At 43.1% G+C, this 12,473-nt stretch carries 15 protein-coding genes and 1 riboswitch; of the genes, 8 read left to right on the top strand and 7 right to left on the bottom strand.

Annotated elements, in window-relative coordinates; genetic code table 11:
• Window positions 1–166: 166 nt before the first annotated feature.
• Window positions 167–388 carry a hypothetical protein gene (locus tag ACRC32_RS22650; RefSeq protein ID WP_438556096.1) on the top strand — a complete coding sequence of 74 codons (222 nt, stop codon included), beginning with the start codon at window positions 167–169 and terminating at the stop codon, window positions 386–388.
• Window positions 389–400: 12 nt separating this feature from the next.
• Window positions 401–682, top strand: a complete 282-nt coding sequence (locus ACRC32_RS22645; RefSeq protein WP_438556095.1) for a Rho termination factor N-terminal domain-containing protein — start codon at window positions 401–403, stop codon at window positions 680–682.
• 108 nt (window positions 683–790) lie between these two features.
• Here ACRC32_RS22645 and ACRC32_RS22640 read toward each other — a convergent pair whose 3' ends face one another.
• The 3 genes from ACRC32_RS22640 to ACRC32_RS22630 form a co-directional block, all read right to left on the bottom strand.
• Window positions 791–1,231 (bottom strand): ComF family protein, encoded by a 441-nt coding sequence (locus ACRC32_RS22640; RefSeq protein WP_438556094.1) that lies wholly within the window; start codon window positions 1,229–1,231, stop codon window positions 791–793.
• A 104-nt stretch (window positions 1,232–1,335) separates the two neighbouring features.
• On the bottom strand, window positions 1,336–2,601 hold the full coding sequence (locus ACRC32_RS22635; protein WP_438556093.1) for an MFS transporter: 1,266 nt from the start codon (window positions 2,599–2,601) through the stop codon (window positions 1,336–1,338).
• A gap of 477 nt (window positions 2,602–3,078) precedes the next feature.
• Complete coding sequence (locus tag ACRC32_RS22630; protein WP_438556092.1) at window positions 3,079–4,368, bottom strand: MFS transporter; 1,290 nt, start codon at window positions 4,366–4,368, stop codon at window positions 3,079–3,081.
• 129 nt (window positions 4,369–4,497) lie between these two features.
• Here ACRC32_RS22630 and ACRC32_RS22625 point away from each other — a divergent pair, with 129 nt between their 5' ends.
• Window positions 4,498–4,887 (top strand): hypothetical protein, encoded by a 390-nt coding sequence (locus ACRC32_RS22625; protein WP_438556091.1) that lies wholly within the window; start codon window positions 4,498–4,500, stop codon window positions 4,885–4,887.
• 122 nt (window positions 4,888–5,009) lie between these two features.
• On the opposite strand, the gene ACRC32_RS22620 is transcribed toward ACRC32_RS22625, so the two are convergent.
• Window positions 5,010–5,399: a hypothetical protein gene (locus ACRC32_RS22620; RefSeq protein ID WP_438556090.1), complete on the bottom strand. Its 390-nt coding sequence runs from the start codon at window positions 5,397–5,399 to the stop codon at window positions 5,010–5,012.
• A 760-nt stretch (window positions 5,400–6,159) separates the two neighbouring features.
• Between ACRC32_RS22620 and hemE the strand changes: the two genes are divergently transcribed.
• A complete protein-coding gene (gene hemE / locus ACRC32_RS22615; RefSeq protein WP_438556089.1) occupies window positions 6,160–7,206 on the top strand; it encodes a uroporphyrinogen decarboxylase in 1,047 nt (348 codons plus the stop codon).
• Window positions 7,207–7,238: 32 nt separating this feature from the next.
• On the opposite strand, the gene ACRC32_RS22610 is transcribed toward hemE, so the two are convergent.
• Complete coding sequence (locus ACRC32_RS22610) at window positions 7,239–7,604, bottom strand: four helix bundle protein (RefSeq protein WP_438556088.1); 366 nt, start codon at window positions 7,602–7,604, stop codon at window positions 7,239–7,241.
• A gap of 81 nt (window positions 7,605–7,685) precedes the next feature.
• Here ACRC32_RS22610 and ACRC32_RS22605 point away from each other — a divergent pair, with 81 nt between their 5' ends.
• The 3 genes from ACRC32_RS22605 (at window position 7,686) to ACRC32_RS22595 (ending at window position 9,903) form a co-directional block, all read left to right on the top strand.
• Complete coding sequence (locus ACRC32_RS22605; protein ID WP_438556087.1) at window positions 7,686–8,669, top strand: NAD-dependent epimerase/dehydratase family protein; 984 nt, start codon at window positions 7,686–7,688, stop codon at window positions 8,667–8,669.
• A gap of 149 nt (window positions 8,670–8,818) precedes the next feature.
• Complete coding sequence (locus ACRC32_RS22600; protein WP_438556086.1) at window positions 8,819–9,241, top strand: hypothetical protein; 423 nt, start codon at window positions 8,819–8,821, stop codon at window positions 9,239–9,241.
• A gap of 215 nt (window positions 9,242–9,456) precedes the next feature.
• Entirely contained in the window at window positions 9,457–9,903 is a 447-nt protein-coding gene (locus ACRC32_RS22595; RefSeq protein ID WP_438556085.1) for a VOC family protein, read from the top strand.
• 110 nt (window positions 9,904–10,013) lie between these two features.
• On the opposite strand, the gene ACRC32_RS22590 is transcribed toward ACRC32_RS22595, so the two are convergent.
• Window positions 10,014–10,226, bottom strand: a complete 213-nt coding sequence (locus ACRC32_RS22590) for a hypothetical protein (protein WP_438556084.1) — start codon at window positions 10,224–10,226, stop codon at window positions 10,014–10,016.
• Window positions 10,227–10,269: 43 nt separating this feature from the next.
• Window positions 10,270–11,535 carry a glycosyltransferase gene (locus tag ACRC32_RS22585; protein WP_438556083.1) on the bottom strand — a complete coding sequence of 422 codons (1,266 nt, stop codon included), beginning with the start codon at window positions 11,533–11,535 and terminating at the stop codon, window positions 10,270–10,272.
• 143 nt (window positions 11,536–11,678) lie between these two features.
• Window positions 11,679–11,814, bottom strand: a riboswitch (cyclic di-AMP (ydaO/yuaA leader).
• A 254-nt stretch (window positions 11,815–12,068) separates the two neighbouring features.
• On the opposite strand from ACRC32_RS22585, the gene ACRC32_RS22580 reads away from it, so the two are divergent.
• Window positions 12,069–12,473 (top strand): selenium-binding protein SBP56-related protein (locus ACRC32_RS22580; protein WP_438556082.1); only part of this gene is annotated, 405 nt, incomplete at its 3' end.

Here is a 12,473-nt window from a genome sequence, read left to right as displayed (position 1 = left end):
GCTTAATCCCCGATAGGCATCTAAGCGACGAGGGCAACACCATCGGGTTAGGAGCAGGTCAATGGCAGTCGGATTGTGGAAAGGTTAAGGACTCCAACCATATTTAACTCGGAGTAAGGCAAAGTCTAGGAATTACATCAGCAAGGAAGAGAGCAGGCAGATAGCGTTGGAGCTGGAGATATTGACTGCTAAGTTGTGTCAGATTTGTACTGACGTTAATCATGCATCAGCAGACCAGGCAGTGGATTATCTTACACTCGCCCAAAACGAAGTGCTGAAGTTGCAGCGAGAAGACCGCGTAAGAGATTTGTATCGTAAAAACCTGTGGCAGTCAGCGCCAGAAGACTATGACTGGCTAGCACATGAATTTAAACACGCATGGGAATAGGAGGTACGAGTCGTGTTGGAGATTTACCTATTCGTAATAATCTTCAGCTTCTATTGCTGGCTATTCTGCCCTGTCACTACAAAAGAATATCCGCAGGGCTGGGACGTGATAGAGCCAGACACGAGCTGGCATGGATGGTGCTGTCCGCTACCAGTCAGCACGCCCTACTGGAATAAAGTTGACGAACTGCTGAGGAAGAATATCCGGCAGCTTAAGAAATTAGCTAGCGAAAGACACATTCATGGTTACGGCAACATGACCAAGAACCAATTAATAGAAGCGCTGGCAGGTTAAAGGTTTGTGGTGTGAGGATTGGTTGTGTTCCTTTGCAATCAGTCCCATACGAAGGACGCTTTAATCTACCTTTTTAAGTTTTGTGTCGTTTTCTGAGTTGAAGCATACTCATAACTCATACTCAAAGCTACAGATATTGGTGTCAGGTCGCAATTTTAGCCCCGTCATCTGACAAAAACTCCGCGCTAATAACTCTGCTTGGTTGAAACCGCGATCCCTTAACTTGGTTGCGTGCAGTGGAATTGGAATGACAATTGGCTGCCTGGAAGTCGATGGGAGATTTAACCAAGCATCAGCCAGCCAGAACCCCAACGGTTGAGCGATTTGAGATTTTTTCTCGTACTTTAGAGCCGCGATCGCCCGTTTGAGCGCTCCTCCATAGATTCCCCAAGCAAATACTGGTATTTCTGTTGTAGAACGGACATGGCGATCGCCCAGTTGGCAGCATTGTAGTTGTCTAGTGCAATCAATACAAAATACCTTCCCAGTCGGACGCTGGCATAAAGGGCATTTTGACTTGAGAAATATGCTAATTACATCAGTCCACATGAGGGAGCAGGGAGTCGGGAGCAGGGAGCAGGGAACAGAGAAGCAGAGGAGACTAGGAGCAGAGGAGCAATTCTAGCCACTAGCCACTAGCCACTAGTCACTCTCTACATAACTGTTCGCTGTTTTAACAAACGATGCAGATATTGCAAAATGCCGATCGTGAATCCTGTACTCGCAGCTAAAAACAACCAATATCTATCTGCCATTTGGGGCGATCGATCTAATACCCAAGTTCCTAAAGGAGGACCGATGATGTAGCCGAGCGAACCACACAGGGAGTTGATCGCAAAATAAACGCTGCGTTGCGAGCGGGGAGCTAAACTGTTTACGATCGATACCGCAGCAGGAGTTAGGGATACAGCAGCGATCGCAAAAATTTCTGTTGCTAAGATCGCCCAGCCGAGGCGAACCGATGGAGCAATACCTGTTACCCAAATGACAACAAAACCTAATGCCCACATCAAGGTAGAAAAGATCATTGCATGAGGGGGACTCCAGCGCTTCAAGGCGCGGGTAATTGGCAATTGACAAACAATCGCCAAAAGAACGTGCCAACCAAATAGGATGCTAATTGTGGTGACTGAAAATCCTTGCTCGATCGCACTATCTGCGACGGCGAAGTTTTTCCAGTATAGGGGTAGTACGGCTTGAAATTGCGAGGCATATACGACCGCCATCGTGTTGGCGATCGCGTAGACCAAAAGACAGCGATCGCTCAATGCTGCTGACCAATTGCCTGTAATTCGAGAACTCGATTTCTGCGGTTGGTAAGTTTCTGCAACTTTTGTATAGATCAGCATGAAGAAAACAACAAATCCTACAGCGTTGCACAAAAACAACGCTCTATATGCACCCGTTAAACCGACTATCTCCCCACCTAGAAGAATTCCTACACCTAAACCTACATAGTCCATGACGCGCATCACGGCAAAAGTATCTTGGCATTGTGAGGGAGAAATTAAATCGGTAATGACAGTATCAATAGTGGGCCAGTACAAACCCTGTCCAAACCCCAACAGCAAGTTCCCGATAACTAAGAGCGTAAAGCTATTGGTTGCTGCTAAGATGGCTGCGGCGATCGCGCTTAACGTGGCGGAAAGCAATAGAGTTCGACGGCGACCGCATACGGACGAATCACATAAAGAACTTGCTACCAAACGACCTAATATGCCTGCCACTGATGCGCCTCCTAAAGCTAAACCAACACTAGTGGCAGAAAATCCTAACTGATTGACAAAAAATATAGTTGTATAAAATAAGGTAAAACCGATACCTAGTTGGGAAATACAACGACCAATTCCCAGTATCCAAACTTGTGAATTAAGCTGTGGCAACCAGGAAGTAAATTGATACTTAATTATAAACTTCATGTCTGACGAAAAACAGCAAAGCTGCGGACAGGTAAACAAATACCTACCGATCTAGGCATGAAAAATTTTTGCATTTGTCTTTCACAAATACATCAATCGGCTGCGATCGCAGCTTCTTCAAGACTTGATTGGAAGGCAATTAATTTTATTCTTCCAAATTAACTTTTGCCTTGCGTATTTCCCCTGATTGTCATTATCTGTTATCAGTTATTAGGGAGCAGGGAGTAGGGAGCAGAGAGCAGGGAACGGGGAACAGGAGTTAGGAGTCGTAGGGGCGGGTTTAGCATAGAGTCTAACAACCACCGCTAAAAATCTGCACCCAAAACCCGCCCGTACAGGAGTCAGGAGTAATTGTGAAAAAGCGCAAATTAAAATTTGCAATTTGCGCTCATATAGCTTGCTTCCCCGCAGGGGTAGTGTAGCGTAACGCTTCGCTTCGCCTACGGCTGACACGCAGTGTAGCGAAGCGTTTAGCGTTTAGCGTTTATTCTGAATGAATTGTCCCCCCTGCTCCCTGCTCCCTAATAAGCGGCGTAAATACTGTAAAATTCCCACGACGATCGCCACGCTAAGGGCTGAACCTAACCAAAAACTATCTGCGATCGCGGCTGACTGGTCTAATGCCCAACCACCCAAGGGTGGTCCGATGAAATACCCGCCCGCCCAGCATAGAGAGTTGATGGAAAAGTAGATACCAATTTGAGCTGGAGGTGCGAGGTCGGTAATCAATGCGGAAGCAGAGGGAGTGTAAGCAACAGTGGCGATTGCTAGTAGACTTAAAGCTAAAATTGCCCAAGCGATTTGACCACTGGCAACTGTTCCGGTTATCCAAATACAGAAAAAGCCTAAAGTCCACATCAAGGCAGAGATTGTTAAAGCTTGAGGATGAGTAAAACGTTTTAAAGCGCGTGCCACAGGTAACTGAGTCACGATCGCCATAGCCATGTGCCAGCCGAATAAAATGCTGATTGTGGTTTCAGTAAATCCTTGACCTCTACTCCCATCTGGAACAAAATTTTTCAGATAAAGGGGTAGCGTGCTGTGTAGCTGGGCGATGTAAGTTGTAAAAATAACATTGACAATCGCAAATACTAACAGACTGCGATCGCTCAAGGCTATTTGCCAACTCCCAGGCGCAAACGCTCCAGTTTGATTTTCCTGCGGTCGAGTTTCGGCGACCGCAAAATAGACAACGGCTAAGAAAATTAGAAACGATAACCCATCTAAAATAAATAGCGCTCGATAAGCTCCTGTCGTCCCAATCAAAACTCCACCAAATACAATTCCCATCCCTAAACCGAGATTGTCGGCTAAGCGAGTCACGGCGTAAGCTTCGCGGCGTTGGTCGGTGGATGTTACATCGGCAACAACAGCTTCAGTTGCGGGCCAATACAAGCCTTGTCCCAGTCCCAGTAGTAAGTTACCGATAACTAAAGTGGTGAAATCTGGAGTAATGGCGAGGACAAAACAGGCGATCGCGGCGATCGCTGCTGATATTAGGAGAGTGCGACGACGACCCCAAAACTGCGAATCTGAAAAGGCTCCCCCCAAAATTCGTCCCACAACTCCAGAAATAGAAGCACTACCCAACGCCCAACCGACAGCAGTGGCAGATAAGCCGACTTGGTTAACGAAAAAAATTGGAGCGTAAAACAGGGTAAACCCCGTACCTACATTTGATAGGAAGCGACCGCTTGCCAAAATCCAAACTTGAGAGTTCAGCGACGGCAACAGAGACGAAAAGTTGTTTTTCTGAAAAAAATTCATTGAAGCTTTAAGTATTGATACGTCATATTAAAGTAAATTTTGTAACATCCGGGGAACTATAAATACAGAAGATTCATAGTTGTCTACTCGCAGCACAAATTCAGCTTACTTACTATTAGCGTCATATCTATGCAGAGACTTTTTGTATTACTAGGAGTAGTAATTGTATTTGCACTCATATTCGGATTAATGTTTGCTTATTATCGTTCTCAACAATCTCGCCGCCGACTCAGGTGGGTGCAGCCAAGAAAGCATGGCAAAAGCAAAACCACCCCATTTTCATCGCCTCGCCGCCAAAAACCATATGATAGCGAAGGAAGTGGAGATAGCGATAGTGCCATTAGGATAGAACAGGTTTCCCGTCCGCTACAAAAAAAACTCTTGCTACTGTTACATGGCGATCGCCAAGCCGCAAATAGACTCCTCAGTGCAGCGAAAGACCGGAATCCTGGTAGAACTATTCAGTGGTATGCCGAGAAAGTTCTGTTCGATTTACAACGCGATTATGGCAAATATTAAATAAGTCAAAAGCTAAAAGTTAAAAGTTAAAAATGAAGAGTTAAGAGTTATTTATTCTCCTCTGCTTCCTTGTCTCTCTTGTCTCCCTTGTCCCTTCTATTTTCTACTCTCAGTCTTTTACGCTAATCTTCGTCGTCTAATTCTTCAACCTTTTCCCCTGGTCTATAATCAGAGCATTTCAGTGCTTCTTCTGTTAAAACTGCACCAGGATTGACAGCACACTTGAGATAAGGATTGTTGGTAAAATATTGACAGTTTCGACAGGGTACTTTTTGAAAGCGCTTGATTGTAAACAAGAGTTCATCTCGCGCCGCAACTCCAATTTTAGATAGCATTAAAAACAAAATTGTCCAGCCCATAATAAAGCCAATCGGACCTAAAAGCATGAGCAGATCGGAAGTATTAAACTGAGGCGATTTTGTGTCATTTACAGTTTGTTCGCTCAGCTTTACTTCTCGTACAATTTGTGTTTGCGCTACGTGCTGTTTTAAAAAATCAGCCTTATTATACATAATTTCTTTCCTCGATCGGCATTCAAAAATACTGTCTTCTTTAGTAGCAAGACCACGGATACTATATTTACAGGTATAGCGAATAATAGAGTTCAGTATCTCTACTGAGAGTTTTGCTTGTCTATTTGTTCGATCTATCTAAAGAAGTATATTTTCGGAGGTAGGGGCAATTCTTTTGATTCTTAATTGCTGGCTCTTGCTTTTTTCTTGTCAACTAATTTTATGACGCTAGCAAATTCTTTATTTTGGCGATCGCTAGATTTTATTAACTGGACTGCATTAATTTTTACTCAATATATCCAGCAAATACAAATATATAGTTGTGTTTGTGCGATCGACAGTAACAAAAAATACTGACTTAACTAACTAACTAAAGACAGATAGCTCATCTTCTATGTTACAAAAGCTCGACAATATCGACAACATCAAGATTAATTAAATCGTTTAACTTAAATTAAACAAATTATATTTTTGTAAATTCTAAAAAGGTTTTTGTATAGCGATCGCATCCAATCTGCTATTAACTTGTACTGCGCGTGGCGGTTAATGCTACTCTACGAAAAAGTACCCCGACGCTATACTGTGTCATCTATTTCAAGACTGTTGATAGCAAGCGATAGAAGTAACTCACGATAAGTACAAATACAGATGGGAGTAGGAAATTAGCAACTTTTCTCCTATTTCTGACAGGCTCGTGTAAAAATCGCATGACGATCGATGATACGCTAAAGAATTGCAGAAAGATTACAAGGCGCATTCGATGGTTGTTGCAACCCAGGTTCCCCACTTGCTACGGGCTGCTCGTGGAGAAGAAGTAGACCGCCCGCCAGTATGGATGATGCGGCAGGCAGGTCGCTATATGAAAGCGTATCGAGATTTACGCGAGAAATACCCGTCATTTCGGGAGCGTTCTGAAATTCCCGAAGTAGCGATTGAAGTCTCTTTGCAACCCTGGAGAGCTTTTCAACCAGATGGCGTAATTTTATTTTCCGATATTGTCACGCCGTTGCCTGGTTTGGGAATTGACATGGACATTGCGGAAGGCAAGGGACCAATTATTCACTCGCCAATTCGGACTCAAGAGCAAATTGCCTCTTTGCGTCAGTTAGAACCAGCAGAATCCTTACCTTTTATTAAAGAAATCTTACAAGCACTCCGAGCCGAAGTCGGGAATAAAGCTACAGTTTTAGGCTTTGTCGGTGCGCCGTGGACGCTTGCAGCTTATGCAGTTGAAGGAAAAGGTTCTAAAACCTATTCCATTATTAAGGGGATGGCATTTTCTAACCCGACGGTATTGCACCAGCTACTAGAAAAACTAGCAGATGCGATCGCGGTTTACGCTCGCTACCAAATTGACTGCGGCGCTCAAGTCGTACAAATGTTCGATTCTTGGGCGGGTCAACTTTCACCTCAAGATTACGAAACTTTCGCTTTACCCTATCAACAGCGAGTATTTCAACAAGTTAAACAAACCCATCCCGATACACCCCTGATTCTTTTGGTAGCTGAAAGTGCAGGTTTATTAGAAAGAATGGCGCGTAGTGGTGCAGATTTAATCAGCGTAGACTGGACTGTAGATATGGCAGACGCACGGGCGAGACTGGGGAATCAAATTGGCGTGCAAGGAAATCTCGATCCTGGCGTGTTATTTGGTTCTCAAGAATTTATTCGCGATCGCATTTACGATACGGTGAAAAAGGCAGGTACGAGAGGGCATATTCTCAATCTGGGTCATGGAGTCTTACCCGACACTCCAGAAGAGAACGTCAGATTCTTCTTTGAAACTGCTAAGCAGATTAGATACTAGGAGCGAGGAGCGAGGAGCGAGGAGTGAGGGAATTAGAGTTTTGCCTTTAGAGATTTCTGTAAGCCTCGAAGCATTCGACTGATTGAGTCAGTTTTGCTAAGGGCTAACTCTAAATCTTCTGCTTCTATGTACAATAACCTTTGTGCCAGCATTAACTGCGTCTCTAATTCAGCTAAGGAACCTAGAGCAATTGAAAGAGATTGTAGGTATTCTTTTGTAGATTCTCTTGTATGCCCTTCCGCTATGTTAGAAGGAATAGATACTGCTGCACGCTGAACTTGACTAGACAACCCGTAAACTTCATGTTTGGGAAATTTCTGCGTTATCCGATAAACCTCAAAAACTAAATTCATTTCAGCTTGCCAAACTTTTAAATCGCGATAACTATTGATTTGCATTTCATGATTTCTCTATCTACTTATGTATAAAGTATTCCCATTTTCCCATCACTCCTCACTCCTCACTCCTCACTCCTCGCTATGCGGATACTAATCACTGGCGCTAGCGGTTGTATCGGTCACTATATTTCTGAGATTTTGATTCAAGAAACTGACTATGAGCTATATTTACTAGTTAGGAATCCTCAGAAATTACAAATAGATATTACTACTCGCCCTGGTGTAAAAGTATTACAGGGCGATTTAGCTAATATCAAACAGTTTGCCGATTTACTGAAAACAATTGATATTGCTGTATTAGTAGCTACTGTTTGGGGTGGCGAAGATACTTTTGAAATTAACGTTAATAAAACAATTCAACTATTAAATTTACTCGATCCAGAAAAATGTCAGCAGGTCATTTACTTTTCTACAGCTAGCGTTTTGGATCGTCAAAATAACTTGTTAAAAGAAGCAGGAACACTTGGCATAGATTATATTCGTTCTAAATACGAAACTTTAAGTAGATTACCAGAATTAGCGATCGCCCCTAAAATTACCGTTCTATTTCCTACCTTAGTTCTAGGGGGTGACGCTCAGAAACCTTACTCTCACTTGAGTGCTGGCTTACCCGATGTTACCAAGTGGATTAACATCGCCCGTTTTTTCAAAACAGAAGGCAGCTTCCATTTTATTCACGGACGAGATGTTGCCCAAGTCGTCAAATATTTAATTTCTTCTGAGGATTTAAACTTATCTTCTTTCCCGACTCCCGACTCCCGACTCTCGACTCCCTATGTCTTAGGACAAAAACTAATAACTGCTAACCAAGTTATTGAAGAAATTTGTAGATATCTAAATAAAAAGATTTATTTTCGCATTCCTCTGTATTCATCTTTGACCAATTTGTTTATAGTTTTATTCCGCATTCAAATGGCAGAATGGGATAGATTTTGCTTGCAATATCGCTATTTTACTTATAAAAATATTGTCAATCCTAGCAGCTTTGGCTTACCTAATTATTGTCCTACCCTCAGCGATGCTTTAAGAATTCATGGGGTTCGGAGTAAAAATCTAGATGTTTAGATAGTAATTTATCAAAACCTTCTCATGCGATTTACCTGTTGCACTAACAAAGTAAACTCGATAGAACTCTTTTGAAAACTTTTACAGAGGCTTAAATCTTTATTTCAATCGTTAAAATAACAGAGGTTCACAAGCATCGAGGGTTTATCTTGAAATTTTTTTTATTTGTCGGTGGCGTGCTGCTAATTCTTTTTGGTTATTTTGGTTTAAACTATTCTGGCTTCTGTTTTGCAGAAATGCGTTACCTCAGTAACGAAGAAAAAATTCGAGCAGTATTTGATTACCAAAATAGCCGAAATAGATTACCTTTGGATAATCTCCCAGATCCCAAGCATATCAAGTATAAAAGCTTCGATGAACATATAGCATTGTATCCAGAATGCTGTTCCGTCAATCCTGGCAGTCCTTATGAAGTTCCTCCTACAAATTTTCTGGATCGCATTTTTGGATATGATTCGGGCGATGTTGTAGTTATTAATTTTCAAGTACGTTATTTAGATGAAAATGGTTCGCTCAAAACAGTATCAAATCGTTTTGATAATTACTTGCAAAACTGTGGTAAACCTCAATGATAATTTTCTCGGACATGAAACCAAAGTATCGGAGCCTGTAGAGTGTATTAATTAACGCACCCTACAAAATTATGCGTACGGTAAAATGTGCAGCATATCCATATTTGTTTTTCGCTCCTAACTTCCGACTGCTGTACGGGCGGGTTTAACCGCAAAACTATTTATTCTAGTATAGGGATCTTTAAAAACCCGCCCCTACGAGGACTGACTTCACTATGACTACTCCCAGTACCCTTGCACCTGGCAACCTGCGGCGAGTCCACCACATTGCCTTAAATGTTAAAGACATGCAAGCATCGCGCCACTTTTACAGTCATATTCTCGGATTGCACGAACTGACAGGCGATGAAATCCCCTCTACTCTACTCGATTTGGTAGCACAAGGTAAAGTTGCTAACTTTGTCACCCCAGATGGTACGGTGTTGGATTTATTCTGGGAACCGGAGTTAACACCACCAGATCCCGATCCCGAACGTAGTTTTACCCGTGCCTATCATCTTGCCTTCGATATCGATCCGCAATTGTTCGATCGCGCCGTGGAAGTATTGAAAGATAATCAAATTGCGATCGCCCACGGTCCCGTCAGCCGCCCTACAGGTAGAGGCGTTTACTGCTACGATCCAGATGGATTTATGGTAGAAATCCGGTGCGATCCGGTATGAGCAAAAAAAACCTGAATCTGACAATTCAGACTCAGGTAGTCCTACACTTCACAACTCAGGAAAATACAACAGACACGAAAATCTCAGAAACAAAAATCTAGTTTTCAGCTCTATGCGGCATGAGTATGCATTTTTGTTTCCACAGGTAACCACTTGGAAGATAGATCTTCCATAATACCTTTGCGGCTGAAACTTTTGCTTCGATCTAAATGTACCACTAATGTTGGCAAATAAATGTCATCAATTATCTGATGTCCGTAACCGATGACAACACCAGTTAGATCTGTTTGCTTGTGTTGCACGAAATCCCCAATCCTTAACATGGTATTTCTCCTTGTGCAGTTTGCTATCCAACGTTTACTATTGCTAAGCTGCGATCGCTCTACTCGTCTCAACCGTGGCTGAATTCAATCTGGTGTACAAATGTCCTAATTCGATCGCTACACCTTGCCAGCTAAAATGATTTTCTACCCGTTGCCGACCTCGTTCCCCTAACTGTCTTGCCCAGCTAGGATTGGCTAAGATGCGATCGATTGCCTGGGCAAAAGCAACATCATCTTTAGCAGGTGCGAGTAATCCCGTCTTTTCTGGAACTACGGTAAATTGCAATCCGCCGACATCGCTAGCAACCACGGGAATTCGGCTTGCCATCGCTTCAATTGCCACCAAACCGAAGGGTTCGTAGTGACTGGGGACGACACTAACATCGGCAGCAGCGTAGTAGACTGGCAAAATCCGATCGTCCAAGCGACCTGGAAAAACAGTTATCGCATCTAGACCTAATTCTCCAACAATTCCTTCAATGCGAGCGCGTTCTCTGCCATCACAGCGAGCGGGTTGGCTGCCACCACCGATAATTAATTTCAAGTTAGTCTGACCTGCTGCGTGCAATCTTGCCACCGATCGCACTAAGGTTTCAATCCCTTTGCGTTTGTCAAATCGACCGACATACAACACGACTTTTTCATTTGCTGCAACTCCTAACTGCTGTCGCGCTGCTTCGCGTTCGATTGCCCCAAATCTGTTTACATCTGTACCGCAGGGGATAATATCAATTTGTCCTTTAGTTGAAACAAGCGATCGCATGTGTTCTTGTTCTTGAGGACTGGTAGCTACTATCCGTTCCGCTGTTTCCAAGCAAGCTTTTTCTACTGCTAAACGTTTGGTTGCGATCGCTGGAATCTCGTCAATATTTCCATACTTAACCGCACCCAACGAGTGATATGTGTGGATCTGACTCAAAGATTGCAGTTGCTTCAATCGCATCCCCACCCAAGCAGACAGCCAGTAGTTAGTATGAACGAGCGAGTAACGCAATCCATGTTGCTGTTGAAAAACCTGGAAAGCTTTGACGTACTCCGGTAAATAACCGAATAGTTCGTCTCGTCCAATAAATTCTGGCGCTCCCGCTTGTAGGCGAATTGTGCGACAATTAAAACTGTGTTGCACGATCGCCGCTTGTTCTTTACTGCTACGGCGAGTAAACATATCAACTGTCCATCCCTGTTGAGCTAGGGCAAGACCGACTTGCCGCACGTAAACGTTTTGACCTCCAGCCTCTTCTTGCCCAATCTCAATCGCTGGATCGCCATCAACAGAAATTAAAGCAATGCGATTCTGTCTTTCTAACATTGTTGGTTTACTTCTCCTTGTGGCTAGCTTCCCTGCTTCTGGCTACCATAGGAAAAGCTTCCTCAGCGCCAAGTACAGGTAAAACGTAGCGGGTTTAAACCAGCCAAGGACACTGAATGCGATCTAGAAAATCTTCGATCTTTACAGTCTCCTCTCAATGCCGACGAAGTTAGCTGACGGGCTAGGACTGAGAGATGTCCCTCTCTGTTTATCTCAGAGATAAGCCCCAGAATTCGGTTCCTCCGCTCCAATTATTATTGGATTAGGCTGACTTATTTAATCTGGTTAATTACATCCTAAACCACACTCCCTACGTTCTGTCAATTAAAGTTACAAACTGTGAAGTAAGTTTGGCTAGATTGTTAATTAATGTAAAGTCAATCTATCTGTAAAAAAGCCAAAATATTACGGTATTCCTAGCAATTAATGCTAGTTTTGTTATTAGTAGACGATTAACTTATTGACTGGTGAGTAGTAAGTAGTGGCGATACAGATCGCTAATGTAACCACAAATGACCAATGACGAATGACCAATGACTAATCATGCTTGCTGCGGTCCTGGCTATGCATCTCCCCAAGCGGCGATGCAAGCAGAAAGAGAAAAAACATTATATGCGATCGCCCTTTATACGGGTACGGGAATTGAAGCACCAGATTATTTAGCGACGATTGATGTCGATCCTGACTCTCCGACATATTCTCAGGTAATTCATCGCTTACCCATGCCTTATTTAGGCGATGAGTTACATCATTTTGGTTGGAATGCATGTAGTTCGTGTCACGGTGACGCGAGTAAATCTCGTCGCTTTATGGTCGTACCTGGACAGCGATCGAGCCGGATTTATATTGTAGATACAAAAGAAACGCGATCGCCTCAAATTTATAAAGTTATCGAACCAGAAGAAATCAAAGCGAAAACAAATTTAACAGCACCCCAT

The sequence above is a fragment of the Chroococcidiopsis sp. genome, from assembly GCF_051657925.1.
Taxonomy (GTDB): domain Bacteria; phylum Cyanobacteriota; class Cyanobacteriia; order Cyanobacteriales; family Chroococcidiopsidaceae; genus Chroococcidiopsis.
Note: the sequence above shows the minus strand (reverse complement) of the source record. Positions and strands in the feature narration are given on the sequence as shown.

Bases quoted from the DNA above. Each gene is read 5' to 3' on its own strand.
- ACRC32_RS22630 (WP_438556092.1), bottom strand. From the start codon at position 4,368: ATGAATTTTTTTCAGAAAAACAACTTTTCGTCTCTGTTGCCGTCGCTG.
- ACRC32_RS22605 (WP_438556087.1), top strand. From the start codon at position 7,686: ATGCGGATACTAATCACTGGCGCTAGCGGTTGTATCGGTCACTATATT.
- ACRC32_RS22625 (WP_438556091.1), top strand. From the start codon at position 4,498: ATGCAGAGACTTTTTGTATTACTAGGAGTAGTAATTGTATTTGCACTC.
- hemE (WP_438556089.1), top strand. From the start codon at position 6,160: ATGGTTGTTGCAACCCAGGTTCCCCACTTGCTACGGGCTGCTCGTGGA.
- ACRC32_RS22635 (WP_438556093.1), bottom strand. From the start codon at position 2,601: ATGAAGTTTATAATTAAGTATCAATTTACTTCCTGGTTGCCACAGCTT.
- ACRC32_RS22620 (WP_438556090.1), bottom strand. From the start codon at position 5,399: ATGTATAATAAGGCTGATTTTTTAAAACAGCACGTAGCGCAAACACAA.
- ACRC32_RS22640 (WP_438556094.1), bottom strand. From the start codon at position 1,231: ATGTGGACTGATGTAATTAGCATATTTCTCAAGTCAAAATGCCCTTTA.
- ACRC32_RS22590 (WP_438556084.1), bottom strand. From the start codon at position 10,226: ATGTTAAGGATTGGGGATTTCGTGCAACACAAGCAAACAGATCTAACT.
- ACRC32_RS22610 (WP_438556088.1), bottom strand. From the start codon at position 7,604: ATGCAAATCAATAGTTATCGCGATTTAAAAGTTTGGCAAGCTGAAATG.
- ACRC32_RS22585 (WP_438556083.1), bottom strand. From the start codon at position 11,535: ATGTTAGAAAGACAGAATCGCATTGCTTTAATTTCTGTTGATGGCGAT.
- ACRC32_RS22595 (WP_438556085.1), top strand. From the start codon at position 9,457: ATGACTACTCCCAGTACCCTTGCACCTGGCAACCTGCGGCGAGTCCAC.